The sequence below is a fragment of the Paraburkholderia sp. J41 genome (assembly GCF_905220235.1).
GTDB lineage: Bacteria > Pseudomonadota > Gammaproteobacteria > Burkholderiales > Burkholderiaceae > Paraburkholderia.
The window spans coordinates 175,638-198,553 of the sequence record NZ_CAJMZE010000008.1; the positions used below are offsets into that span (position 1 = coordinate 175,638).

Annotated in this window: 22 protein-coding genes, 1 other RNA gene and 1 pseudogene; 14 read left to right on the forward strand and 10 right to left on the reverse strand. The window is 66.5% G+C overall.

Annotated elements, in window-relative coordinates:
- Nucleotides 1-164: 164 nt before the first annotated feature.
- From U5805_RS10965 to cobA, 6 genes are all read left to right on the forward strand, one after another.
- Complete coding sequence (locus U5805_RS10965) at nt 165-1,844, forward strand: nitrite/sulfite reductase (RefSeq protein ID WP_322103572.1); 1,680 nt, start codon at nt 165-167, stop codon at nt 1,842-1,844.
- Nucleotides 1,845-1,865: 21 nt separating this feature from the next.
- Entirely contained in the window at nt 1,866-2,396 is a 531-nt protein-coding gene (locus U5805_RS10970) for a DUF934 domain-containing protein (protein WP_322103495.1), read from the forward strand.
- Entirely contained in the window at nt 2,393-3,202 is an 810-nt protein-coding gene (locus U5805_RS10975; RefSeq protein WP_322103496.1) for a phosphoadenylyl-sulfate reductase, read from the forward strand. The genes U5805_RS10970 and U5805_RS10975 overlap by 4 nt, the downstream gene beginning before the upstream one ends.
- 107 nt (nt 3,203-3,309) lie before the next feature.
- Nucleotides 3,310-4,272, forward strand: coding sequence for a sulfate adenylyltransferase subunit CysD (gene cysD, locus U5805_RS10980; protein ID WP_322103497.1), 963 nt, complete (start codon nt 3,310-3,312; stop codon nt 4,270-4,272).
- Between the two features lie 25 nt (nt 4,273-4,297).
- Complete coding sequence (locus U5805_RS10985) at nt 4,298-5,626, forward strand: sulfate adenylyltransferase subunit 1 (protein WP_322103498.1); 1,329 nt, start codon at nt 4,298-4,300, stop codon at nt 5,624-5,626.
- 49 nt (nt 5,627-5,675) lie between these two features.
- A complete protein-coding gene (gene cobA, locus U5805_RS10990) occupies nt 5,676-6,437 on the forward strand; it encodes a uroporphyrinogen-III C-methyltransferase (RefSeq protein ID WP_322103499.1) in 762 nt (253 codons plus the stop codon).
- A gap of 159 nt (nt 6,438-6,596) precedes the next feature.
- Here cobA and U5805_RS10995 read toward each other — a convergent pair whose 3' ends face one another.
- The 3 genes from U5805_RS10995 to lptF are packed head-to-tail and all read right to left on the reverse strand — an operon-like array spanning nt 6,597 to nt 9,297.
- Nucleotides 6,597-6,974, reverse strand: a complete 378-nt coding sequence (locus U5805_RS10995) for a CbiX/SirB N-terminal domain-containing protein (RefSeq protein ID WP_322103500.1) — start codon at nt 6,972-6,974, stop codon at nt 6,597-6,599.
- A gap of 58 nt (nt 6,975-7,032) precedes the next feature.
- Nucleotides 7,033-8,181, reverse strand: coding sequence for an LPS export ABC transporter permease LptG (gene lptG, locus U5805_RS11000; RefSeq protein WP_322103501.1), 1,149 nt, complete (start codon nt 8,179-8,181; stop codon nt 7,033-7,035).
- A 15-nt stretch (nt 8,182-8,196) separates the two neighbouring features.
- Nucleotides 8,197-9,297 carry an LPS export ABC transporter permease LptF gene (gene lptF / locus U5805_RS11005; RefSeq protein WP_322103502.1) on the reverse strand — a complete coding sequence of 367 codons (1,101 nt, stop codon included), beginning with the start codon at nt 9,295-9,297 and terminating at the stop codon, nt 8,197-8,199.
- 134 nt (nt 9,298-9,431) lie between these two features.
- Here lptF and U5805_RS11010 point away from each other — a divergent pair, with 134 nt between their 5' ends.
- The 3 genes from U5805_RS11010 to U5805_RS11020 all read left to right on the forward strand — a co-directional run bounded on the left by U5805_RS11010 (nt 9,432) and on the right by U5805_RS11020 (nt 11,847).
- Nucleotides 9,432-10,940, forward strand: coding sequence for a leucyl aminopeptidase (locus tag U5805_RS11010; protein ID WP_322103503.1), 1,509 nt, complete (start codon nt 9,432-9,434; stop codon nt 10,938-10,940).
- A gap of 31 nt (nt 10,941-10,971) precedes the next feature.
- Complete coding sequence (locus U5805_RS11015) at nt 10,972-11,388, forward strand: DNA polymerase III subunit chi (RefSeq protein ID WP_322103504.1); 417 nt, start codon at nt 10,972-10,974, stop codon at nt 11,386-11,388.
- Nucleotides 11,389-11,493: 105 nt separating this feature from the next.
- Entirely contained in the window at nt 11,494-11,847 is a 354-nt protein-coding gene (locus U5805_RS11020) for a DUF2486 family protein (protein ID WP_322103505.1), read from the forward strand.
- Between the two features lie 105 nt (nt 11,848-11,952).
- Here U5805_RS11020 and U5805_RS11025 read toward each other — a convergent pair whose 3' ends face one another.
- Together U5805_RS11025 and ilvD are read right to left on the reverse strand one after the other, a co-directional pair.
- A complete protein-coding gene (locus U5805_RS11025) occupies nt 11,953-12,315 on the reverse strand; it encodes a c-type cytochrome (protein WP_415914575.1) in 363 nt (120 codons plus the stop codon).
- A gap of 196 nt (nt 12,316-12,511) precedes the next feature.
- Complete coding sequence (gene ilvD, locus U5805_RS11030; RefSeq protein WP_322103507.1) at nt 12,512-14,185, reverse strand: dihydroxy-acid dehydratase; 1,674 nt, start codon at nt 14,183-14,185, stop codon at nt 12,512-12,514.
- 268 nt (nt 14,186-14,453) lie between these two features.
- Here ilvD and U5805_RS11035 point away from each other — a divergent pair, with 268 nt between their 5' ends.
- Nucleotides 14,454-15,428 (forward strand): LysR family transcriptional regulator, encoded by a 975-nt coding sequence (locus U5805_RS11035; RefSeq protein WP_322103508.1) that lies wholly within the window; start codon nt 14,454-14,456, stop codon nt 15,426-15,428.
- A 265-nt stretch (nt 15,429-15,693) separates the two neighbouring features.
- Nucleotides 15,694-16,620, forward strand: a complete 927-nt coding sequence (gene lgt, locus U5805_RS11040) for a prolipoprotein diacylglyceryl transferase (RefSeq protein ID WP_322103509.1) — start codon at nt 15,694-15,696, stop codon at nt 16,618-16,620.
- Between the two features lie 111 nt (nt 16,621-16,731).
- Here the strand turns inward: lgt and U5805_RS11045 are convergent, their stop codons facing one another.
- The 5 genes from U5805_RS11045 to U5805_RS11065 form a co-directional block, all read right to left on the reverse strand.
- Nucleotides 16,732-17,460, reverse strand: a complete 729-nt coding sequence (locus tag U5805_RS11045; RefSeq protein ID WP_322103510.1) for an SIMPL domain-containing protein — start codon at nt 17,458-17,460, stop codon at nt 16,732-16,734.
- A 179-nt stretch (nt 17,461-17,639) separates the two neighbouring features.
- Nucleotides 17,640-18,098 (reverse strand): EVE domain-containing protein, encoded by a 459-nt coding sequence (locus U5805_RS11050; RefSeq protein WP_322103511.1) that lies wholly within the window; start codon nt 18,096-18,098, stop codon nt 17,640-17,642.
- Nucleotides 18,099-18,212: 114 nt separating this feature from the next.
- Nucleotides 18,213-18,393, reverse strand: a non-coding RNA gene (ssrS, locus tag U5805_RS11055) — 6S RNA.
- 108 nt (nt 18,394-18,501) lie between these two features.
- A complete protein-coding gene (locus tag U5805_RS11060; RefSeq protein WP_322103512.1) occupies nt 18,502-18,816 on the reverse strand; it encodes a cell division protein ZapA in 315 nt (104 codons plus the stop codon).
- Nucleotides 18,813-19,163 (reverse strand): ATPase, encoded by a 351-nt coding sequence (locus U5805_RS11065; RefSeq protein WP_322103513.1) that lies wholly within the window; start codon nt 19,161-19,163, stop codon nt 18,813-18,815. Before U5805_RS11065 ends, U5805_RS11060 begins: the two co-directional genes overlap by 4 nt.
- A 325-nt stretch (nt 19,164-19,488) precedes the next feature.
- Between U5805_RS11065 and U5805_RS11070 the strand changes: the two genes are divergently transcribed.
- From U5805_RS11070 to cobT, 3 genes and pseudogenes are all read left to right on the forward strand, one after another.
- Nucleotides 19,489-20,541, forward strand: a complete 1,053-nt coding sequence (locus U5805_RS11070) for an iron ABC transporter permease (protein ID WP_322103514.1) — start codon at nt 19,489-19,491, stop codon at nt 20,539-20,541.
- 344 nt (nt 20,542-20,885) lie between these two features.
- Nucleotides 20,886-21,674, forward strand: coding sequence for an ABC transporter ATP-binding protein (locus U5805_RS11075; protein ID WP_322103515.1), 789 nt, complete (start codon nt 20,886-20,888; stop codon nt 21,672-21,674).
- 41 nt (nt 21,675-21,715) lie between these two features.
- Nucleotides 21,716-22,762, forward strand: a pseudogene (cobT, locus tag U5805_RS11080) (nicotinate-nucleotide--dimethylbenzimidazole phosphoribosyltransferase); the annotation flags it as partial.
- Nucleotides 22,763-22,916 lie beyond the last annotated feature (154 nt).

Below are 22,916 nucleotides of genomic sequence, written 5' to 3' on the forward strand. Positions count from 1 at the left end.
CCACTAACTTTTCCAATATGGATATCTGTTTTGGTCATTAGCACATGACGGCGGGTTGAAGGCCGCTGGCGTGCCGGACTGGCCGGAACAGGAAGTGCGTGGATGATGTAGTCGGAGCGCGGCGTAACCGGAACGCCGCGATGAACCAACCCTGGGGTCCCCGAATGTACCAATACGATCAGTACGACCAGACCATCGTCGACGAACGCGTCGCGCAGTACCGCGACCAGGTTCGCCGCCGCCTGTCGGGCGAATTGAGCGAAGAAGAATTCCGTCCGCTGCGCCTGCAAAACGGCCTGTATTACCAGCGCCACGCCTACATGCACCGCATCGCGATTCCGTACGGCAATCTGCGCAGCGACCAGCTCCGCATGCTCGGCCGGATCGCGCGCGAGCACGACCGCGGTTACGGCCATTTTTCGACGCGCTCGAACATCCAGTACAACTGGATCAAGCTCGAAGAAACGCCCGAAATTCTCGCCAAGCTCGCGTCCGTCCAGATGCACGGCATCCAGACGTCGGGCAATTGCATCCGTAACATCACCGCCGACCAGTTCGCGGGCGTCGCGCCCGACGAGATCGTCGATCCGCGCCCGTGGGCCGAGATCATGCGTCAGTGGTCGACGTTCCACCCCGAATTCGCGTGGCTGCCGCGCAAGTTCAAGATCGCCGTTTCGGGTTCGAGGGAAGACCGCGCGGCCGTGCAGATTCACGATCTGGGCGTGTATCTCGATCGCAACGAGCAGGGCGAAGTCGTCGCGAGCATTCTCGCGGGCGGCGGCCTCGGCCGCACGCCGATCGTCGGCGCCATCATCAAGCGCGATCTGCCGTGGCAGCATCTGCTGACCTACTGCGAAGCCGTGCTGCGCGTGTACAACCGCTACGGCCGCCGCGACAACCTCTACAAGGCGCGCATCAAGATTCTCGTGAAGGCGCTCTCGCCGGCGAAATTCGCCGAGCAGGTCGAGGAAGAGTGGCAGCACCTGAAGGACGGCCCTTCGACGCTCACGCAGGCGGAAGTCGAGCGCGTCTCGCACTACTTCGCGCCGCCCGCCTACGAAAAGCTCGCCGACACCGACGCGTCGTACGAAAAGCATCTGCTCGAAAACCGCGCGTTCGCGCGCTGGGTCGAGCGCAACGTGCGCCCGCACCGTGTGACGGGCTACGCCTCGGTTACGCTCTCGCTCAAGCCGCGCGACATCGCGCCGGGCGACGCCACCGACGCGCAGATGGAAGCCGTGGCCGACTGGGCCGACGACTATTCGTTCGGCCAGATCCGCGTCTCGCACGAGCAAAACCTGATTCTCGCCGACGTGAAGAAGCGCGACCTGTTCGCGCTCTGGGAAAAGGCGAAGACGCAGGGTTTCGCCACCGCCAATATCGGCTTGCTGACCGACATCATCGCGTGCCCCGGCGGCGACTTCTGCTCGCTCGCGAACGCCAAGTCGATCCCCATTGCGCTCGCGATCCAGGAGCGCTTCGAGAATCTCGATTTCGTCTACGATCTGGGCGATCTGTCGTTCAACATCTCGGGCTGCATGAACTCGTGCGGTCATCATCACGTCGGCAACATCGGCGTGCTGGGCGTGGATAAGGACGGCTCGGAGTGGTACCAGGTGTCGCTCGGCGGCGAGCAGGGCAACGGCGCCAACGGCGCGCGCCTTGGCCGCGTGATCGGCCCGTCCTTCTCGGCCGAGGAAATGCCCGACGTCGTGCAGAAGGTGATCGACACGTTCGTGGAGCACCGCCTCGACGGCGAGCGTTTCATCGACACCTACGACCGCATCGGCATGGCGCCGTTCAAGGAGCGCGTGTACGCACAGCGCCAGGCGGCCCACGCGTAACGAGACACGAGAGTTCAGAGAATGGCTTTGATCATCAAAAACCGCGAGATCGTCGAAGATAACTGGCAGGTCGTGCGTGCCGACGAAAACGGCGCCTTGCCCGACCTCGCCGCGCTGCCGGCCGGCAAGATCCTCGTGCCGCTCGCGTTCTGGCAAGCCCGGCGCGACGCGCTGACCGCCGCGCGCGGCAAGGACGAACTGGGCGTGTGGCTCGCGCCGGACAGCGAACCGGCCGAACTGGCCGCCGACTTCGACAAGCTCGCGCTCATCGCCGTGGATTTCCCCGTGTTCCGCGACGGCCGCGGTTACTCGAGCGCGCGCCTCCTGCGCGAGCGCTTCGGCTACAAGGGCGAACTGCGCGCGATCGGCGACGTGCTGCGCGACCAGTTGCGCTTTTACGAGCGCTGCGGCTTCGATTCGTACGCGCTGCGCGCCGACAAGGACCTGAACGATGCGCTCAAGGCGTTCACGGAGTTCACGGTGCAATATCAGGGCGCGTTCGACGAGCCGTCGCCGCTCTTTCGCCGCCGTCACGCCCAGGCCGCAGCATGACGAGCGCCGCCAGCGAAGTCACGGCTGACCTGCAAGCGAAGATCGAGCGCCTCGACGCGCTGCTCGATTCGATCGCCGCGCGTCACGCCGACGTGAAGCTCGCGAGCAGCCTCGCCGCCGAAGACATGCTGCTCACGCACGCCATTCTCACGCGCGGCGTGAAGATCGGCATCTTCTCGCTCAACACGGGTCGTTTGCACGCGGAAACCGTCGGCATGATCGGCACGGTGCGCGAGCGCTATGGCTACGAGATCGAGCAATTCCATCCGCAGCAGGACGCGGTGGACGAATACGTCGAAAAGCACGGCCTGAACGCGTTTTACGAGAGCGTCGATCTGCGCAAGCGCTGCTGCGAGATTCGCAAGGTCGAGCCGCTCAATCGTGCGCTCGCGGGCGTGTCGGCATGGGTCACGGGCCAGCGCCGCGAGCAGTCGGTCACGCGCGCGGAGCTGCACGAAGAGGAGCGCGACGAAGCGCGTAACATCGACAAGTTCAATCCGCTCGCGGACTGGACCGAAGCCGACGTGTGGAACTACCTGCGCGCCTTCGACGTGCCGGTGAATCCGCTGCATGCGCGCGGTTATCCGAGCATCGGCTGCGAGCCGTGTACGCGCGCGATTCGCCCCGGCGAGGACAGCCGCGCGGGCCGCTGGTGGTGGGAGTCGCGCGACACGAAGGAATGCGGCCTGCACATCACGTCGGTGTCGGCGATTCCGGTAGTCGAGGCGTCCGCGCTTTCGTCGGCGCTTTCGTCGGGAGTGTCGTCCGCAGTGTCGTCGCCCATCGGGCGGCAGCAGGGCCAGTAACACGAGCAATCCAGGCGCGCGCGCATCCAGCGCCGTGCGCCGCCGTAAAGAGCATTTGCGCCGTGCGCATCAGCCGCGCGCGGCGCGAACCAACGAAGGAACCGAACATGAGCACCACGCTCGACTCAGCCGTGAACGCACCGCTCAAGATCACCGCGAACCGCATGGACCACCTCGACTGGCTCGAAGCCGAATCGATCCACATCCTGCGCGAACTCGTTGCCGAATGCAGCAAGCCCGCGTTGCTGTTCTCGGGCGGCAAGGATTCGGTGGTCGTGCTCGCGCTCGCGCTGAAGGCGTTCGGTCTCGGCGCGAACCGCAAGACCGCGCTGCCGTTCCCGCTCGTGCATATCGACACGGGCCACAACTACGAGGAAGTGATCGACTTCCGCGACCGCCGCGCCAAGGAAATCGGCGCGGAACTCGTGGTGGGCCACGTCGAGAATTCGATCAAGCGCGGCACCGTGCGCCTGCGCCGCGAAACGGATTCGCGCAATGCCGCGCAAGCGGTCACGCTGCTCGAAACCATCGAGCAATACGGCTACACGGCGATGATCGGCGGGGCGCGCCGCGACGAGGAGAAGGCCCGCGCGAAGGAGCGCATCTTCTCGTTTCGCGACGAATTCGGCCAGTGGGACCCGAAGGCGCAACGCCCGGAACTCTGGAGCCTCTACAACGCGCGCCTGCACAACGGCGAGCACCTGCGCGTGTTCCCGATCTCGAACTGGACCGAACTCGACGTGTGGCAATACATCGAGCGCGAAAAGCTCGAACTGCCGTCCATCTACTACGCGCATCGGCGCGAAATCGTGCGCCGCAACGGCCTGCTCGTGCCGGTCACGCCGCTCACGCCGATGAAGGACGGCGACGTCAGCGAAATGGCGCTCGTGCGTTTTCGCACCGTGGGCGACATTAGCTGCACGTGCCCGGTGGAAAGCGATGCCGACAACGTCGAGAAGATCATCGCCGAAACGGCCGTGACCGAGATCACGGAGCGCGGCGCGACGCGCATGGACGATCAAACGTCCGAAGCCGCGATGGAACAGCGCAAGAAGCAAGGTTATTTCTAAAGAGCACGCAGAGGAAAGATTGAACATGGTTAGCATCGACGCAACTGCGCACCAACCTGAAGACCTCGGCGTGCTGCGCTTCATCACGGCGGGCAGCGTGGACGACGGCAAGAGCACGCTGATCGGCCGCCTGCTGTACGACAGCAAGGCGGTGTTGAGCGACCAGCTTTCGGCGCTCTCGCGCGCGAAGAACAAGCGCACGGTGGGCGACGAGATCGACCTTTCGCTGCTCACCGACGGCCTCGAAGCCGAGCGCGAGCAGGGCATCACGATCGACGTGGCGTACCGCTATTTCGCCACGGCCCGGCGCAAGTTCATCATCGCCGATACCCCCGGCCACGAGCAGTACACGCGCAACATGGTCACGGGCGCCTCCACGGCGCATGCCGCGATCATCCTGATCGACCCCACGCGCGTGACGGTCGAGAACGGCGTGACGCAACTGCTGCCGCAAACCAAGCGCCACAGCGCGATCGTCAAGCTGCTCGGCCTGCAACACGTGATCGTCGCCATCAACAAGATGGATCTGGTCGATTACAGCGAAGCCACCTTCGACCTGATCCGCGACGCGTATGTCGTGCTCGCGCGCCAGCTCGGTCTGCAAGACGTGCGCTTCGTGCCGGTGTCGGCGCTCAAGGGCGACAACATCGTGGCCGCGAGCGAGCGCATGCCGTGGTACGCGGGCGAGCCGCTGCTCGACGTGCTGGAGCAACTGCCGGTCGTGCAGGCGACGGGCGAGGCGCTGCGCTTCCCGGTGCAATGGGTCGCGCGCCAGGACGGTTCGAGCGCCGACGATTTTCGCGGCTACATGGGCCGCGTGGAAGCGGGCGAAGTGAAGCTCGGCGACGCCATCACGGTCCTGCCGGTGGGCCGCACGGCAACGGTCGCGGAAATCATCGCGCCGGTGCCGGGCGGCACGGCGCGGGTCGATCGCGCGTTCGCGGGCCAGACGGTCACGATCCGTCTCGCGCAAGACGTGGACGTGTCGCGCGGCGACACTTTCGTGCCGGCGCAGGACGGCGTGCAGCCGGCGAAGAAGGTCGAGGCGGACCTCTGCTGGTTCGACGAAGAACCGCTTTCGCCGCAGCGCAAGTATCTGCTCAAGCAGACCACGAGCACCGTGTTCGCGAAGATCGGCGGCATCAAGGAAGTGCTCGACGTGCATACGCTCTCGCACGCGACCGACCGCCACGACCTCGCGATGAACGACATCGGCCGCGTGACGCTTTCGCTGCAAAAGCCGCTCGTCGCGGACCTGTATGATGCGAATCCGGGCACCGGCGCGTTCGTTCTCATCGACGAGGCAACGCATCACACGGTGGCCGCGGGCATGATCCGCGCGATCCCGGCCTGAGGCTTCGTGCCTGGGGCGGGCCGCGCCGACACTTGAGATTCAAAGGCAAATGGGCAAGGTTTATCTGATCGGCGCAGGACCGGGCGCGGCGGACCTCATCACGGTGCGCGGCGCGCGGCTGCTCGAACGCGCCGACGTCGTGCTGCACGATGCGCTCGTCGAACCCGCGATGCTCGACTACGCGCCGAAAGACGCGAAGTTCGTCGCGGTCGGCAAGCGCTGCGGCCAGCGTTCCACGGCGCAGCATTTCATCAACAAGCAACTCGTCGATGCGGCGCGCGAGCACGACGTGGTGGTGCGCCTGAAGGGCGGCGACCCGATGCTGTTCGGTCGCGCCGACGAGGAAATGCGCGCGCTCGAAGCGGCCGGCATCGAGTTCGAAGTGGTGCCGGGCATCACGGCCGCGCTCGCGAGCGCAGCCACGCTGCAACGCTCGCTCACGCTGCGCGGCGTGTCGCGCAGCGTCGCGCTCGCGACGTATTCGCGCGCGGCGGGCAGCGAGGCGATCCGCGAGCAGGTCAACGCCGACTCGCTGGTGTTCTACATGGGCCGCGACAGCGCGCCGGAAATTGCGCAGCAATTGATCGACGCGGGCCGCGCGGGCGCGACGGCCGTGGCCATCGTCGAGGCGTGCAGCACCGCGCGCGAGCGCACGCTCACGCTGACGCTGGCGGGCCTCGCGGCGGGCAAGGCGCAGGAATGGCTCGATCCGGCGCAGCCGAGCCTGCTGATGATCGGCGACGCATTCGCCGAGCGCGCCGCGCAGGCGTCGAGCGACGAAGAAGAAGCCGGGCGGCGCGCGGCGGCCTGACGGTCGCGACAACGCGTGTGACGCCCAACGCAAAAGGCCGCCGGATTCGACCCGGCGGCCTTTTTTATTTTCGGCGCGGCTTCGGCGTGGCTTCGAAGCAGGTTTATCGACGCAGTTTTATCGACGTAGACAAGCCGGGCGGCGCGCCCGATTGCGCGTTCAGTCGCCGTCTTGCGCCAGGCAAAAACGCACGATGGCGTCGAGCACGGCGTCGTTCTCGCCCACGGCACCCGCGCAGCGCAGCCGCACGTTCGGATGCCGCGCCCGGCAGGCGTCGATGAGCGCGGGCAGGTCGCGCCGCACGTGACCGCCCTGGCCGAAAAACACGGGAATCACGGTGATCGCGGTGCAGCCCGCGGCGACTTGCGCGTCGATGGCGTCGGGCAGGCCGGGCGTCATCAGTTCGAGGAACGCGAGGCCGACCGGCTGGCCTTCGCCGCGCGCGGCGGCGAGCTTCGCGGCGAGCCGCTGGAACGGCTCCTGCCAGCGCGCGTCGCGTGCGCCGTGGCCGAAGAGAATCATGCCGTGCGTGCTCATGCGTGGACCTCCGGCCGTGGCCAGGCGTGCGGAACGTGCAAGACGTACATAACCGGCCTCAGTGCCGGTCGACCCATTTGAGGCCCACCAGCCCGAGCACCAGATAGATGAGCCCCGGTGTCGCCGCCGTGAGCGGCGCGGGCCAGGTGTTCAGGTTGCCGACGTGCGAGAACAGCGTGTTGACGAGCTGGAAGCTCATGCCGAGCATGATGCCGCCGAACACCTTCACGCCCACCACGCCCGCGCGCGTGTGCAGATACGCGAACGGCAGCGAAAGCACCAGCATCACGAACACGGCGAACGGGTAGAGCAGCTTGCGCCACAGCGCGATTTCGTAGCGCTGCGTGTCCTGATGGTTCTCGGTCAAATGCTGGATGTAGCGGAACAGATTGAACATCGACATGCGGTCCGGCGAAACGAGCAGCACCGAAAGAATCTGCGGCGTGAGTTCGGAGCGCAGCGAATATTCGGGCACGGAACTCTGCTTCGCGCGATAGACCGGGTTGAGCGCGTCGGCCGGCTGGTTCTGCGGCGGCGGCACGCTGATGAGTTCGGTGTCCGTCACGTCCTTGAGCAGCCAGTGGCCCGGCGGCTGGTACGCACCGCTTTTCGCGAGCCGCACATTCGACAGACGAAACTGCGAATCGAATTCGTAGATGCGCACGTTCGTGATGGTCGCGTCCGGCGCCAACTGGCCGACGTTCACGAAGCGCGTGACCTGCTCGCCGTCGGCGCGCGCGGTGAGCGTGTCCTTCACCCACACGCCCGACTGAAAGTTCGACGACACCGCCGAGCCGAGCGCCTCGAGGCGCACGCGCTCCGAAAGCTGGTCGGTGTAAGGGCCGACCACTTCGCCGATCAGATAGGTGAGCAGCACGAGCGGCACGCCGATCTTGAGCAGCGAGCGCAGCGCCTGATTGGTCGCGAGCCCCGAAACGCGGAAGATCGTGTATTCCGAATTCGCGGCCATTTGCGCGAACACGTAGATGGCCGCGATGAGCGCCGCCACCGGAATGATCTCGTAGAGCCGCGAGGGCGCCTGGAGCGCCACGCGCAGCACCGCGTACTGGAACTTGTAGTTGCCGTGCCCGACCGAGTTCAGCTCGTTGATCAGATCGAAGAAAAAGAACAGGCCGGAGAAGGCGAACAGGATGAAGATGAACGTCAGGTAAACCTGGCGGGCAAAGTATTTTTCGTAGATGCGCATCGGTCAGTTGCCCTCTCAGTTGCCTTGAGAGGCGCGCTGGAACATCGCGCGCGAGAAGATCGGCCGGTTGCGCACGCGCACCCAGAAGATGAACACGACGAGCGCGAACACCACGGCGTGCAGCGAAACGAGGCCGACGCCGAACGACATCTTGCCTTGCTCGATCTGCGACTGCACGACGTTGAGCAGGTTCGAATAGGTAAGGTAGATCAACACCGCCATCACGAGGTTGATGGTGCGGCTGCGGCGCGGATTCTGGTACGCGAGCGGAATGCCCAGCAGCATCAGGTTGATCGCGATGAGCGGCAGCCCCGCGCGCCACGCGAATTCGCCCAGGTTGTCGTTGGTCGGGTTGCGCAGCAGGCCCGGCGTGGACGTGGTGCTGGCCGTGGGCGTGTTCACCACGGGCTGGCTCGTGATCTTCACGCCGTAACGCGCGAATTCGCTGATGCGGAAATCGGGGTGGCCCGGTTCGCCGTCGTAGCGGCGGCCGTTTTCGAGCACGACGAAGCGGTCGCCGTTCTTCATGGTTTCCGTGTGGCCCGTCTTGGACACGATCACGTTGACCTTGCCGTTTTCCGTGCTCGTGACGAACACGTTCTCCACGCGCGCCTGGTCGGGGCTCATGCTTTCGATGAAGAACACGCGGTGCGTGGTGGGCGACTCGCGGAACTGGCCGGGCGCGAGCAGCGACACTTCATCGCGCTGCTGGAAACGCGCGCGGATCAGCTTGCTTTGCGAGTTCGACCACGGCCAGCCGACGAAGGCGAAGAACACGATCAGCACGATGATGGGCGTGGCGAACACGCCGATCGGCTGGATCAGGCGCGTGAGGCTCACCCCGGAGGAGAGCCACACGACCATTTCGGAATCCTTGTACCAGCGCGTGAGCACGAACAGGATCGACACGAACAGCGTGACGATGAGCATCACGGCCATGTAGCCGATCACGGTGAGTCCGATCAGCACCAGCACGTCGCGCGGGTCGACCTGACCCGACGCGGCAAAGCCGACGATGCGGATCATCATCGTCGTCAGCATGATCGTGAGCAGAACCATGAACACGGCGCCGGCCGTGTACGCGAGTTCGCGCTGCAGGGAACGTTCGAAGATCATTCTTGATGGGCAGGGCGGGCGGCCTGCGCCGGGGGCCGCGCAGCGCGCGCCGCCACCCAGGAGCCGCCGCGGGAAAAATAGCGGATAATTGCGGCTTTCATCCTAAGCCCTGATTTTATCCGAGGACAAGCGCGATGGACTTTAGCATAAAAGCCTGTGATTGGAGCAAAGGCGGGGAGGGCTCCTTCCTCACCGGAAAATCGGACTGCGTCGTGGTCGGCGTGTTCGAGGCGCAAACCCTCTCCGGCGCGGCGTTTGCCATCGACAACGCCATCGGCGGCGCCGTCGCGCGCGTCGTCAAGGCCGGCGACATGGACGGCAAGACCGGCTCCACGCTGTTCCTGCCGGAAGTCACCGGCATCGGCGCCTCGCGCGTGCTGCTCGTCGGCCTCGGCAAGCAGGACGCATTCGGCCAGAAGGCCTATGGCGAAGCGGTGCGCGCCGTGTGGCGCGCGATTCTCGGCACCCGCATCGCGCAGGTCACGTTCTCGCTCGCGCAACTGCCGGTGAAGGAGCGTTCGGGCGATTGGGCCGTGCGCGCCGCCATCCTCGCGCTGCGCAACGAGACCTATCGCTTCACGCAGATGAAGAGCAAGCCCGACCTCACGCAGCGCGCGCTCAAGCGCGTCGTGTTCAGCGTCGACGCCGCCGACGAAAAGCCCGCGAAGCTCGCCGCCAAACAGGCCGTCGCGCTCGCCAACGGCATGGACCTCACGCGCGATCTCGGCAATCTGCCGGGCAACGTCTGCACGCCCACGTATCTGGCCGCCACCGCGAAGAAGCTCGCGCGCGACTGGAAGCTCAAGGCCGAAGTGCTGGGCCAGCGCCAGATCGAAGCGCTCAAGATGGGCTCGTTTCTTTCTGTAACAAAGGGTTCGGTCGAGCCGCCGCAATTCATCGTGCTGCACTACCAGGGCGGCAGCGCCAAGGCCGCGCCCATCGTGCTGGTCGGCAAGGGCATCACGTTCGACACGGGCGGCATCTCGCTGAAGCCCGGCGAGGGCATGGACGAGATGAAGTACGACATGTGCGGCGCGGGCTCGGTGCTCGGCACGCTGCGCGCCGTGGCCGAAATGGGGCTCAAGCTCAACGTGATCGGCATCATCCCGACCTGCGAGAACATGCCCTCGGGCTCGGCCACCAAGCCGGGCGACGTGGTGACGACGATGGCCGGCCTCACCGTCGAAGTGCTCAACACCGACGCCGAAGGCCGCCTGGTTCTCTGCGACGCGCTCACCTACGCCGAACGCTTCAAGCCGGCCGCCGTGATCGACATCGCCACGCTCACGGGCGCCTGCATCATCGCGCTCGGCCATCACAACAGCGGCCTGTTCTCGAAGGACGACGCGCTCGCGGGGGAATTGCTCGACGCCTCGCGCGAAGCGGGCGACCCGGCGTGGCGCCTGCCGCTCGACGACGAATATCAGGATCAGCTCAAGTCGAATTTCGCCGATCTCGCCAATATCGGCGGGCGTCCGGCGGGCAGCGTGACGGCCGCGTGCTTCCTCTCGCGCTTCACGCAAAGCTATCCGTGGGCGCACCTCGACATCGCGGGCACCGCGTGGAAAAGCGGCGCGGCGAAGGGCGCGACGGGCCGTCCCGTGCCGCTCCTCGCGCAGTTCCTGATCGACCGCGCGGGTTGAGGATGGCGTGGCGGTTCAAGGCGGCGCGGACATGACGCGCATCGACTTTCACACGAACGTGGGCGACTCGCTGCTCTACGCGTGCCGGCTCGCGCGCAAGGCGTACCAGGCCGGCCAGCAGGCGGTCGTGCTGGCCGAAGCCGCGCGCCTGCGCGCGTTCGACGAGATGCTGTGGACGTTTTCGCCGCTCGACTTCGTGCCGCATTGCATGGCGGACGGCGCGCACGCGGGCGAAACGCCCATCGTGCTCGCCACGACGCTCGAACGTGCGCCGCATCATCGCGTGCTGCTGAACCTGGGCGCGGCGGTGCCGCCGCAGTTCGCGCGCTTCGAGCGCCTGCTCGAAGTGGTGGGCGGCGCGCCCGAGGAACTGAGCGCGGGCCGCGAACGTTATCGCTTCTACCGCGATCGCGGTTACGCGCTCAACAACTACAAGCAGGGCGGCTGAGCGGCGGCGCGCGGCGGTTACGCGCGTTTCGCGGCCGGTCGCCGTCAATCGACGGAGGTCATGGTGTCGAGCTTGCACGATCTGGAAGATGTATCGATTCCGCTCTTGAGCGACGTTATCGTGGCGGGCAATCCGCTGCACGGACATAACGTCGAAGCGGCGAAAAGCGCCACGGCCGCGGCCGTGACGGCGTCGGTCGCCGAACCCGAGGGCCTGTTCGCCCACGACGCCGACGCGCTGGTCGAGCGTTTGCAGGGGCGCTGCCTCAACTGGCTCACGGGCGAGGGCCGCGCCGTGATCGAGGCGCGCTGCGCCGCCGCCATGCAGGAGCATTCGACCTGGCTGGTCGGCCAGGTGTCGCGCGAGATCGGCCTCGCGCTCGAAACGGAACTCAAGACGTGGGTGAAGGCCGCGGTGCGCGAGGAACTCGCGGTGCGCACCGGTCGGGCGCCTTCGTGATCGAGGGACGGCGGGGCGTCGATGGGCGCCGCCCGCCGTTGTTTGCCCGCGCTATCTGGCGCGCTGCCCGCCGTTATTTCGCCGATATTTCGCCGATCTCAAGCGTTATTTGAGCGACAGCACCCAGCTCGCGAGCATGGCCGCCTGCGCGGGATTGAGCTGCGTGTTGGCCGGCATGGGCACGACGCCCCATACGCCGGTGCTGCCTTCGAGAATCTTGTGCGTGAGGTAAGCCTGCGCTTCGGGCTTGCCCGCGTATTTCGCGGCGACGTCGTGGAACGCCGGGCCCATGAAGGTGCGCGTGACCGAATGGCAGCTCATGCAGTTCTGCTGCTGCGCCAGCGCGAGGCCGCCGGCGGCGGCATTCGGCGCGCCTTGCGGGGTTGGCTGGTTTTGCGCCTGCGCGGCGTTCAACGCGAGCGCGCCGAGCGCCGCGACGACGACGCGCGCCGCCGCCGTCGCCAGCATCGCCTTGTTTTTCGCTTGCGACTTTCGTTTCATGCTGGTCTCCGCCGGCGTGGGCGCCGGCTGTGTGTCGTCGCATTATAAGAGCAAAGGGCGCAACGGCTGACCGTGCGCCCTTTTGCTTTGGCGTGGCGAGTGCGCGCCCGCGCACGCAAGCCCGCGGCCACGCGCGCCCGCGGCCACGCGAGAGTCAGGCGCTTCAGCCAGTCACCGCGCCTTCGTTGGCGGGCCGCGCGAGGCTCGCGTACTTGGCCATCACACCGCGCGTGTAACGCGGCGCGGGCTGTTGCCACGCGGCGCGGCGGCGGGCGAGTTCGGCGTCGTCCACGTTCAGTTGCAGCAGGAGCTTGTGCGCGTCGATGGTGATCGAATCGCCGTCCTGCACGAGCGCGATCGTGCCGCCTTCGAACGCTTCTGGCGCGACGTGGCCGACCACCATGCCCCACGTGCCGCCGGAAAAGCGCCCGTCCGTGATGAGTCCGACCGACTCGCCCAGCCCCTTGCCGATAATCGCCGAAGTGGGCGCCAGCATCTCCGGCATGCCGGGGCCGCCCTTCGGCCCGAGATAGCGCAGCACCACCACGTCGCCGGCCTGGATCTTGTCGGCGAGAATCGCTTCCATCGCGCTTTGTTCGTCGTCGAACACGCGCGCCGGGCCGGTGATTTCGGGATTCTTGAGGCCCGTGATCTTGGCGACGGCGCCGTCGGTCGCGAGATTGCCCTTGAGAATCGCGAGGTGGCCTTCCTTGTAGAGAGCCTGCTCGATCGGGAAAATCACCTTCTGGTCGGCGCGCGGTTTCGAGGGCACGTCCTTCAGTTCCTCGGCGATCGTTTTGCCTGTGATCGTCATGCAATCGCCGTGCAGAAGGCCCGCGTCGAGCAGGATCCTGAGCACCTGCGGAATGCCGCCCGCCTTGTGCAGATCGGTCGCCACGTAATGACCCGAAGGCTTCAGGTCGCAAATCACCGGCACTTTCTTGCGCATGCGCTCGAAGTCGTCGATGCTCCACTCGATCCCGGCCGCGTGCGCGATGGCCAGATAGTGCAGCACGGCGTTGGTCGAGCCGCCCGTCGCCATGATGAGCGCCACGGCGTTTTCGATCGACTTCTTCGTGATGATGTCGCGCGGCTTCAGGTCGCGTTTCACGGCTTCCACGAGCACGCGCGCCGATTGCGCCGCCGAATCGACCTTTTCCTCGTCGGGGTTCGCCATCGTCGACGAATACAGCAGCGACATGCCGAGCGCCTCGAACGACGAACTCATGGTGTTGGCCGTGTACATGCCGCCGCACGAACCCGTGGAGGGGCACGCGTTCTTCTCCACGCCCTCGAAATCCTCCTCGCTCATGCGCCCGGCCGTGAATTCGCCCACGGCCTCGAACGCGGAGACGATGGTGAGATCCGTGCCTTTCCAGTTGCCGGGGCGGATCGTGCCGCCGTACACGTAAATGCCGGGCACGTTGATGCGCGCGAGCGCGATCATGCCGCCGGGCATGTTCTTGTCGCAGCCGCCGATCACGACCACGCCGTCCATCCATTGCCCTTGCACGCAGGTTTCGATGCAGTCGGCGATGACTTCGCGCGAGACGAGCGAGTATTTCATGCCTTCGGTGCCCATCGACATGCCGTCGGAGATCGTCGGCGTGCCGAAGGTCTGCGGGTTGGCGTCGGCGCGCTTGACGGCGCTCACGGCGGCGTCGGCGAGGCGTTGCAGGCCCGCGTTGCACGGCGTGATGGTCGAATGACCGTTGGCGATGCCGATCATCGGCTTGTCGAAGTCGGCCTTCTCGTAGCCGAGCGCGTAATACATCGAGCGATTGGGCGAGCGGGCGACGCCTTGCGTGATGTGCTTCGAACGACGGTTGTACGGCATGGGACCTCCGTGGGGATGTGTCTCGGGCGCCGCTCTACGGCGGATCGTGGGTGAGCGTGCGCGTTGCGGCGGTGCGTGGGTTGTGCGCGCGTTCGTGTGCGCTTGAGTGCGTTCGAGTGCGCGCTTGAGTGCACCTTGAGTGCGCGCCTGGCCGCGAGCGGGCGGCGTGTGGCCACAGAATGCGATCTCGCGAGCGCAATGTCCAATATATTATTCAGGGCTGATTGAGTCGAATAAAGTATCAATCCCAACCGCCGGAGAGCCGCCGATGAGTTCGCCGATGCCCGACCTGCGCCAACTGCGCTATTTCGTGACGGTCGCCGAGGAGCAGCATTTCGGCCGCGCCGCCGCGCGCCTGTCGATGACGCAGCCGCCGCTTTCGCAAGCGATTCGCGCGCTCGAGGAAACGCTTGGCGTGGCGTTGTTCGCGCGCACGCGCCGTTCGGTCGAGTTGACGCCCGTGGGCGCCGACCTGCTGCCGGAAGTGCGCCGCCTGCTCGCCTCGGCCGAAGCGCTGCGCCCGCTCGCGCAGAGCCTCGCGCGCGGCGAGGCGGGCGTGCTGTCGCTCGCGTTCGTGTCCACCGCCGACTACGGCCTGCTGCCGCTGCTGTTGCGCGACTTCGGCGCGCGTTACCCGCGCGTGCGCCTGCAACTGGCCGAAGCGACCAGCGACGTGCAGGTGGACGAACTCGTGGCGGGCCGCATCGACGCGGGCCTCGTGATCGCGCCCTTGCCGCCGCGCCACGCGGCGCAGCTGGCGTATCTGCCGATCGCGCGCGAGCCGCTCGTGATCGCCATGCCGGCCACGCTCGCGGCGAGTCTGGCCACGCACGACGAACGGGACGCCGGCAACGACGGGGACGATGCCAACCGGCGCGCGATCAGCCTGCGCGAAGTCGCCGGCGCGCCGCTCGTGGTGTTTCCGCGCCAGCTTGCGCCGGGCTTCTACGATCTCATCATGGACTGCTACGGCGCGGCCGGGCTCGCGCCCCATATCGGCCAGGAAGCGATCCAGATGCAGACCATCGTGAGCCTCGTTTCGGCGGGGATGGGCGTGGCGCTCGTGCCGCAGTCGCTGCGCCACCTGCGGCGCACGGGCGTGGTCTACCGGCAGTTGGCCGAAGCCGTGCCCGCCGTGGAAACCGGCCTCGTGTGGCGCGCCGCCGAAGTGAGCCCGGTGCTTGCAGCGTTCATCGACATCGTGCGCGCGCATGCGGTTTCGGTGCCGGCGCCGGGCGGCTGAGCCGCGCGTCGTATGTATCGGCCGCGTGTTTCGCGTCGGTTACGTGGGCGGCGATCGGGACTTTCATCTGGCGCCGCTAGACTGCGGTTTTGTCCGCGAAAACATCCATTTCGGCGCGTTTTGGTCCGTGCGCCCGCGCGTCGGCGATAATGTCACGCCGTGACGCAGCCGGATGCGTCGCCGGGCCGCCCGGTGCGCCGCGCTCGCGAACCCGAACCGAACCCGTTTTCACCCTCGCTGCCGCTACGACTCATTTCCACGAACGATGCTCATCCACCCGAACTTTGACCCCGTCGCCATTCATCTGGGGCCGCTCGCCGTGCGCTGGTACGGCCTCATGTATCTCGTCGGCTTCATTCTCGCGATCGTGATCGGCCGGCTGCGCCTGCGGCTGCCGTACGTCGCCGCGCAAGGCTGGACCGCCAAGGACATCGACGACATGCTGTTCTACGGCGTGCTCGGCACGATTCTGGGCGGGCGCCTCGGTTACGTCCTGTTCTACAAGGCGAGCTGGTACTTCGCGCATCCGCTCGACGTCTTCAAGGTGTGGGAAGGCGGCATGTCGTTTCACGGCGGCTTTCTCGGCGTGACCTTCGCGATGGTGCTGTTCGCGTGGCAGCGCGGCCGCACCTGGCTGCAAGTCACCGATTTCGTCGCGCCGATGGTGCCCACGGGCCTTGCCGCCGGGCGTCTCGGCAACTTCATCAACGGCGAGCTGTGGGGCCGCGTGACTTCGCCCGATTCGCCGTGGGCGATGCTGTTCCCCGGCGCCGCCAACGACGACGCCGCCTGGTTGCAGACGCATCCCGCGCTTGCCGCGCAATGGCACCTGAACGAAGTGTTCGCGCAATATCACCTGCTGCCGCGCCATCCTTCGGAGCTGTACGAAATCGCGCTCGAAGGCGTCGCGCTGTTCCTCGTGCTGATCCTGTTCTCGCGCAAGCCGCGCCCCGTGGGCGCGATCTCGGCGATGTTCCTGATCGGCTACGGTCTTGCGCGTTTCACGGTGGAATTCGCGCGCGAACCCGACGACTTCCTCGGCCTGCTCGCGCTCGGTCTTTCGATGGGCCAGTGGCTTTCGCTGCCGATGATCGTCGCCGGCATCGGCTTGATGGTGTGGTCGTATCGCCGCGCGAAAAACGGCAGCCAGAACGGCAACGGCGACGTGCGGGTGGCAAGCGCCAAAGGCTGATTCGCCAGTTCGCTTGTTAGCCGGCTGCGCAACGCCGCCGCCGCGCTGAATGAAAAAAGCCACGGTTTTCGCCGTGGCCTTTTTGCTGGCATGCGCCGATAAAACCGCGCGTTACTTCATCTGCACCGAACCCGAAACGTTGACGGTGACCGTCGAGGTGCCGCCTTCCAGCGCCATCGGCGCGGCCATTTTCGCGTCCACCGGGGCGCGCGCGGCCATCATCATGACAGGGCGCGGCGGCACGCCCGAATGGCCCACGCTGACGTCGCGCACCGAATAGCTGCTGTAGCCGAACGCGCGCGCGGCAGCCGTGGCCTGATCGCGGAACGAGGCGATGGCCTGGCCCGAGAGCTTCTGCTCGGCGGCGCGCTGTGCTTCGGGCGAGAGCGAGAACTGCACGTTGCCCACCTGCATCACCGAAGAAAGATCGCCCGCCAGCCTGGATGCCGCCGCGAAATCGTGCGATTCGAGCACGATCTCCGTGCGGCCGCGCCACGCGGAAATGCGCCCGTCGCGGTCGGTGGACGGATAGATCGAGAACTGGCCCGAGCGCGCGCTAACGCCCGCCACGCCGCGCGCCTTTTGCAGCGCGGCGTCGGCGCGCTGGTTGAGCGTGGTCGTGAGCGAAGCCGGATCGCTGGCTTCCTGCTCGTAGAACAGCGTGATGGTGACGACGTCCTGCGGCACTTCGGCGCTCGCTTGCGCGGAGAGCGAGAGCACGCCCGAGGGTTGATAGCGCGCGTCGCTCTGCGCGAACGCGGCTTGCGGCGCGACGGTCATGGCGAACGGCACCGCGGCGGCGAAGGCGGCGGCAAGCGTGACGGCGGTTTTCTTGTTCATTGTGGCTCCTGGCAGAACGGAATTGGCGCGATGCCGATGCGAGGCGTCGTGCGTGCCACTTAGGCGCGGGCGCGCGGCCGATGGTTCCCGTTTCTGTAAGGCGTTTCGAAACTTACACGCCTGTTACGCAGTGCCGGTAACGCACGAACGAGCGTGCCCCGGCCGCCCTCGATGGCGCTTCACATCAATCGTCGCGTGATGAAATCCCATTCGGCCGCCGTGACCGGCGTGATCGAAAGACGATTGCCTTTGGCGAGCACGCGCATGTCGGCGAGTTCTTCGTGCTCGCGCAGCGCGGCGAGCGAAATGAGCGGGCATTTCTTTTTGAACACCATGTCGATGAGCATCCAGCGCGGCGTTTCGCGAGTCGATTTCGCGTCGTAGTAGGGGCTTTTCGCGTCGAACTGCGTGGGATCGGGATACGCCGTGGACGACACTTGCGCAAGTCCCGCGATGCCGGGTTCGGGGCAGCTCGAATGATAGAAGAGGACGCCGTCGCCGATCTGCATGACGTCGCGCATGAAGTTGCGCGCCTGATAGTTGCGCACGCCCGTCCACGGCAGCGTGCGATGCGGCGCGTTCGCGAGATCGTCGATACTTGCTTCGTCGGGTTCGGACTTCATCAGCCAGTAGCGCATGAGTCGAAGATGACGCGAAAAAGAGAGAGACGGGCGCGCTAAAACGCGCAACCTCAAAAAACCGGAGACCCAAAGGAAAACGGCACCGGACGTTGGTCCGATGCCGTTTTGGTATAGGTCCCCGCCTTAGCCGCTAGGCCGGCATCCTGAACCGAAGGTTCAGAATTGGTCGCAGTTAGCAGCACTTCGGGTACATCAGACTAGTGACGCGCACACCCGTGCTACAAATTTCCGCAACCGTGCACATGGCATTGGTTCAAGGAATATATGACCTTGGCGAACCAGGCAGGGAAGCTGACTTAACTCGTTTGGAAACGCTGGCATGACACACAGCATTTACCGGGACAACTGGCACAACTCGCTTACTGCGCACGACTCATTACATGCCACTTATTCATACCGCTCATTGCATGCCGTACTGCTGAATGACCGTGCCGAGCTGTTCGTTCATTTGGCGCATTGTACGACGGATTTCCTCCGCTGGGAATGCTTCCCCATGACGCACGCTGGTCTGCAAACGCAGCAGTTCGGAGGCGAGCGAAAGCGCGGCCATGACCGCGATGCGGTCGGTGCCGCGCACGTTGCTGTGATTGCGGATCTTCGACATCTCGTTGTCGACGCGCGCGACCGCATCGAGCAACGCCTGTTCCGTTTCCGGCGAACAGACGAGGCGATAGGTCTGGCCGAGAATCGTCGCTTCGATCTGCTTGGTGGTCATGCATTTTCTCCGTGGCGGGCCGCGTTACTGTCGTCGCTGTTCGGCGACGGCTCGAGCAGATCGAGCTGATTGTCGCGTTCGGCGTTCGCGCGCGCACGCGGCAGCTTTTCGAGGATCGCGTTCAGACGCACCTGCGCGTCGTCGATCTTGGCCGAGAGCGCATCGCGTTCCGCTTGCAGCGCGTTGCGTTCCTCGCGAACCAGTTCGAGGTCAGCGCGCGTGGCGTCGCATTGCGCACGCAGTTGCGCAAGTTGCTCTTCGAGTGCGAGGCGTGCTTCGTGCTGGCGCTGATTGATCTCTATCAGTCGCCCAATGTTCTGTGAGAGTGTTTCGAGTTCGTTGAGCATGTGCTGCGTCCTCTAAAGACAGGCATTCTAGCGCGGATTAACGCGTATTCCGATAATTGTGTCGTTTCCAGACGTAACAACCCCGCTTCGTGTGCGCTTCGTGCAGCCATCGCGCCAGAATCGCTTCATCGAATGCAAACTCGCAAGGCAGGAACGTAAATTGCCGTCGCCGCGCGCGATGCGAAGCCGCAATGGAGCCGCGCGTTATAACATCTCGCATTCGTCATTTCCCGCGATTTTTTCAGCGCCATGCTTTTTATTTTGCCGATGCCGCGCATCGTGCGTTGCTGCGATGCGATCCGCGAGCCGCGATAAAGCTCACGCCATGCATGCCGCGAGCGCCGCGCACGCGTTGCCGCGCCGCGCGATGACCGCACGCCGCGCGTTCGCCATTTTCTGTGCGCTCGCGCTGGCGGCGCTCGTCGTGTTCCTCGTGTCGCTCGCGAGCGGAAGCGTGAGCGTGACGTTCGCGCAGGCGCTGAACGCGCTCGTGCCCGCGCATGGCGCCGCGAGCGCCGGCGACATGGCCGGCGAAATCGTGCGCACGCTGCGCCTGCCGCGCGCGCTCGCGGGCTTCGCCTGCGGCGGCTTGCTCGCCCTCGCGGGCGCGTTGCTGCAAGTGCTGCTGCGCAATCCGCTCGCGGAACCGTACGTCCTTGGCGTCTCGGGCGGCGCGGCCGCATTCGCGCTCGTGGCGATGATCGCGGGCGTTGCGTGGTGGGGCGTGCAGGCGAGCGCGTGCGCGGGCGCGTTCGTGTCGATCCTGCTCGTGCTCGGCCTCGCGCGCCGCGAACTCTGGCGCGGCGAACCGCAGGACAGCTCGCCGCGCCTGTTGCTCACGGGCGCGGTGACGGCGGCCGGCTGGGGCGCGCTCATCACGCTGCTGCTCACGCTCGCGCCCGACGCGCGCTTGCGCGGCATGCTGTTCTGGCTGACGGGCGACCTCAACGGCGCGGCCATGCCGTGGCCCGCGCTCGCGGCGCTCGCGATCGTGCTGGCGGGCGTCGTGCCGATCGCGCCGATGTTGAACCTGCTGCTGCGCGGCGACGCCGCCGCGCACGCGCTGGGCGTGCCGGTGCTGCGCCTGCGCGTGGGCATCTATCTCGCGGCTTCGCTCGCCGCCGCGGCGGCCGTGACGACGGGCGGCACTATCGGCTTTGTCGGCCTCGTCGTGCCGCATATGCTGCGGCTCGCGTTCGGCAACGACCAGCGCATGCTCGTGCCCGCGTCCGCGCTCGCGGGCGGCCTCGCGGTCATGGCCGCCGATCTCGTCGCGCGCACCGTGGCCGCGCCCGCGCAATTGCCGGTGGGCGTGGTGACGGCGCTTGCGGGCGTGCCCGTATTTCTGTGGATGCTGCTCGCGAGGCGCGCGCGATGACTGCGAATGCCTGGCCGAATGCGGCGTCGAATCCGGCATCGAACCCAGCGCCGGATGTGTTACGAAATCCATTGCCGAATGCGGCACCGAATGCATCCACGAACGCAGCGCCGAATGCGTCCTCGAACGCATCCGCGAACGCAGCACCGAACGCAGCACCGAATGCGTCCTCGAACGCATCGTCGAACGCAGCACCGAATGCAGCGCAATACGCAGCACCGAATGTGTCCTCAAACGCAGCACCGAACGCAGCGCAAAACGCAGCGCCGAATGTGTCCTCGAACGCAGCATCGAACGCATCCGCGTCACCCAGCGCCCCGCTACTCGCCGCGCACGCGCTCACTTTGCGTGCCGGTTCGCGCACGCTCGTCGAGTCGCTCACGCAAGCCTTTGGCGCGGGCGAAATCTGGTGCGTCGCGGGCGCGAACGGCGCGGGCAAGACCACGCTGATCGGCGCGCTCGCCGGGCTGCATGCGGGCGCGTCGGGGCATGTCGAAGTCGACGGCGTCGCGCTTGCCGACTGGCCGCTCGTGCGTCTCGCGCGGCGCCGCGCGCTGATGCCGCAAGACGTGCGCGATGCGTTCAGCGCGAGCGTGCTCGACACGGTGCTGCTCAATCGCTATCCGCACCTGTCCGGCTGGGGCTGGGAAGGCGACGACGACCGCGCCGCCGCGCAGGCCGCGCTCGCGGCGCTCGGCCTCGAAGCGCTCGCCGCGCGCGACGTGCTGTCGCTCTCGGGCGGCGAACGCCAGCGCGTGGCGCTCGCCGCCGTGCTGTGCCAGGCCGCGCCGCTGCTGCTGCTCGACGAGCCGCTCGCGCATCTCGACCTCCATCATCAGATCGCGTGCCTCGAAGCGCTCGCGCGGTGGGTTCGCGGCGAATCCGCCGGCGCGCCGCGCGCGATCGTGTTTTCGTGCCACGATCTCAATCTCGCGCGCCGTTACGCGACCCACGCGCTGCTGCTCGACGGACGCGGCGGTTTTCACGCGGGCGCCGTGCGCGACGTGCTCACGCCCGAGCGCGCGGGCGCGGCGTTCGGCCATCCGCTCGTGCTGATTCGCGAGGGCGCGCACGAAGCGCTCGTGCCCGCGCTCGCGGCGGCATCATCCGTCGATAACCCCCGCGCGCGTTGATGCCGCTCCCTTCGCCCGTCTCTCTTCGAACCGAAATCATCATGACGTCAACGCTTTCCGATCTGCTCGCCGTCGCGCCGCTCGACCTTTCGCTGCGCGACACGCTGCAACGCCTCATCGACACCAAGACGAAGCCGCCAGGCAGTCTCGGCCGTCTCGAAGCGCTCGCGCTGCAACTCGGGCTGATCCAGCAGAGCACGCGCCCGAGCGTGGAGCGCCCCGCGATGATCGTGTTCGCGGGCGATCACGGCATTGCCGCCGAAGGCGTGAGCCCCTATCCGCAAGCCGTGACCGCGCAGATGGTCGCCAATTTCCTCGCGGGCGGCGCGGCCATCAACGCGTTCAGCGGCGTGGCCGGGCTCACGCTCGAAATCGTCAACGCGGGCGTAGCCACGCCGTTGCCCGCATCGGCGGCGCTCGTCGACGTGCCGATCGCGCGCGGCACGCGCAACTTCGCGCGCGAACGCGCCATGACGCGCGACGAGGCGCTGGCCGCGCTCGCGGCGGGCGCGGCGCGCGTGCGTCATCACGCGGCGCTCGGCACCAACGTGATCGGCTTCGGCGAAATGGGCATCGCGAATACGTCGTCGGCCGCGTGCATCATGAGCCGGTTGTGCGGCGTGCCGATCGAGGCCTGCGTGGGGCGCGGCACCGGCCTCGACGACGCGGGTCTCGCGAACAAGCGCGCCGTGCTCGCCGATGCGCTCGCGCATCACGCCGACGCGCGCGAACCGCTCGACGTGCTCGAGGCATTCGGCGGCTTCGAGATCGCGATGATGGCGGGCGCGTTTCTCGAAGCGGCGCGCGCGCGCATGACCATACTCGTCGACGGCTTTATCGCCACCTCCGCGTTGCTGGTCGCCCATGCGCTCGCGCCCAACGTGCGCGAATACTGCGTGTTCGCGCACGCGTCGAACGAAGCGGGGCACCGGCGCATGCTCGAACACTTCGGCGCGCGCGAGTTGCTCGCGCTCGATTTGCGGCTCGGCGAGGGCACGGGCGCGGCGCTCGCGGTGCCGCTGCTGCGCGCGGCGGCGGCGTTCGTCAACGAGATGGCGAGCTTCGAGTCGGCGGGCGTGGACGATCGCAGCGATCACGCCGATCAAGCCGATCACGTCAATCAAGCCGATCACGTCAATCAAGCCGATCACGGCGATCACGGCGATCACGGCGATCACGGCGATCACGGCGATCACGGCGATCACGGCGATCACGGCGATCACGGCGATCGGCGCGGCCGCT

Coding starts and splice junctions, on each gene's coding strand:
- U5805_RS10965 (WP_322103572.1), top strand. CDS start 165: ATGTACCAATACGATCAGTACGACCAGACCATCGTCGACGAACGCGTC.
- U5805_RS10970 (WP_322103495.1), top strand. CDS start 1,866: ATGGCTTTGATCATCAAAAACCGCGAGATCGTCGAAGATAACTGGCAG.
- U5805_RS10975 (WP_322103496.1), top strand. CDS start 2,393: ATGACGAGCGCCGCCAGCGAAGTCACGGCTGACCTGCAAGCGAAGATC.
- cysD (WP_322103497.1), top strand. CDS start 3,310: ATGAGCACCACGCTCGACTCAGCCGTGAACGCACCGCTCAAGATCACC.
- U5805_RS10985 (WP_322103498.1), top strand. CDS start 4,298: ATGGTTAGCATCGACGCAACTGCGCACCAACCTGAAGACCTCGGCGTG.
- cobA (WP_322103499.1), top strand. CDS start 5,676: ATGGGCAAGGTTTATCTGATCGGCGCAGGACCGGGCGCGGCGGACCTC.
- U5805_RS10995 (WP_322103500.1), bottom strand. CDS start 6,974: ATGAGCACGCACGGCATGATTCTCTTCGGCCACGGCGCACGCGACGCG.
- lptG (WP_322103501.1), bottom strand. CDS start 8,181: ATGCGCATCTACGAAAAATACTTTGCCCGCCAGGTTTACCTGACGTTC.
- lptF (WP_322103502.1), bottom strand. CDS start 9,297: ATGATCTTCGAACGTTCCCTGCAGCGCGAACTCGCGTACACGGCCGGC.
- U5805_RS11010 (WP_322103503.1), top strand. CDS start 9,432: ATGGACTTTAGCATAAAAGCCTGTGATTGGAGCAAAGGCGGGGAGGGC.
- U5805_RS11015 (WP_322103504.1), top strand. CDS start 10,972: ATGACGCGCATCGACTTTCACACGAACGTGGGCGACTCGCTGCTCTAC.
- U5805_RS11025 (WP_415914575.1), bottom strand. CDS start 12,315: ATGCTGGCGACGGCGGCGGCGCGCGTCGTCGTCGCGGCGCTCGGCGCG.
- ilvD (WP_322103507.1), bottom strand. CDS start 14,185: ATGCCGTACAACCGTCGTTCGAAGCACATCACGCAAGGCGTCGCCCGC.
- U5805_RS11035 (WP_322103508.1), top strand. CDS start 14,454: ATGAGTTCGCCGATGCCCGACCTGCGCCAACTGCGCTATTTCGTGACG.
- lgt (WP_322103509.1), top strand. CDS start 15,694: ATGCTCATCCACCCGAACTTTGACCCCGTCGCCATTCATCTGGGGCCG.
- U5805_RS11045 (WP_322103510.1), bottom strand. CDS start 17,460: ATGAACAAGAAAACCGCCGTCACGCTTGCCGCCGCCTTCGCCGCCGCG.
- U5805_RS11050 (WP_322103511.1), bottom strand. CDS start 18,098: ATGCGCTACTGGCTGATGAAGTCCGAACCCGACGAAGCAAGTATCGAC.
- U5805_RS11060 (WP_322103512.1), bottom strand. CDS start 18,816: ATGACCACCAAGCAGATCGAAGCGACGATTCTCGGCCAGACCTATCGC.
- U5805_RS11065 (WP_322103513.1), bottom strand. CDS start 19,163: ATGCTCAACGAACTCGAAACACTCTCACAGAACATTGGGCGACTGATA.
- U5805_RS11070 (WP_322103514.1), top strand. CDS start 19,489: ATGCATGCCGCGAGCGCCGCGCACGCGTTGCCGCGCCGCGCGATGACC.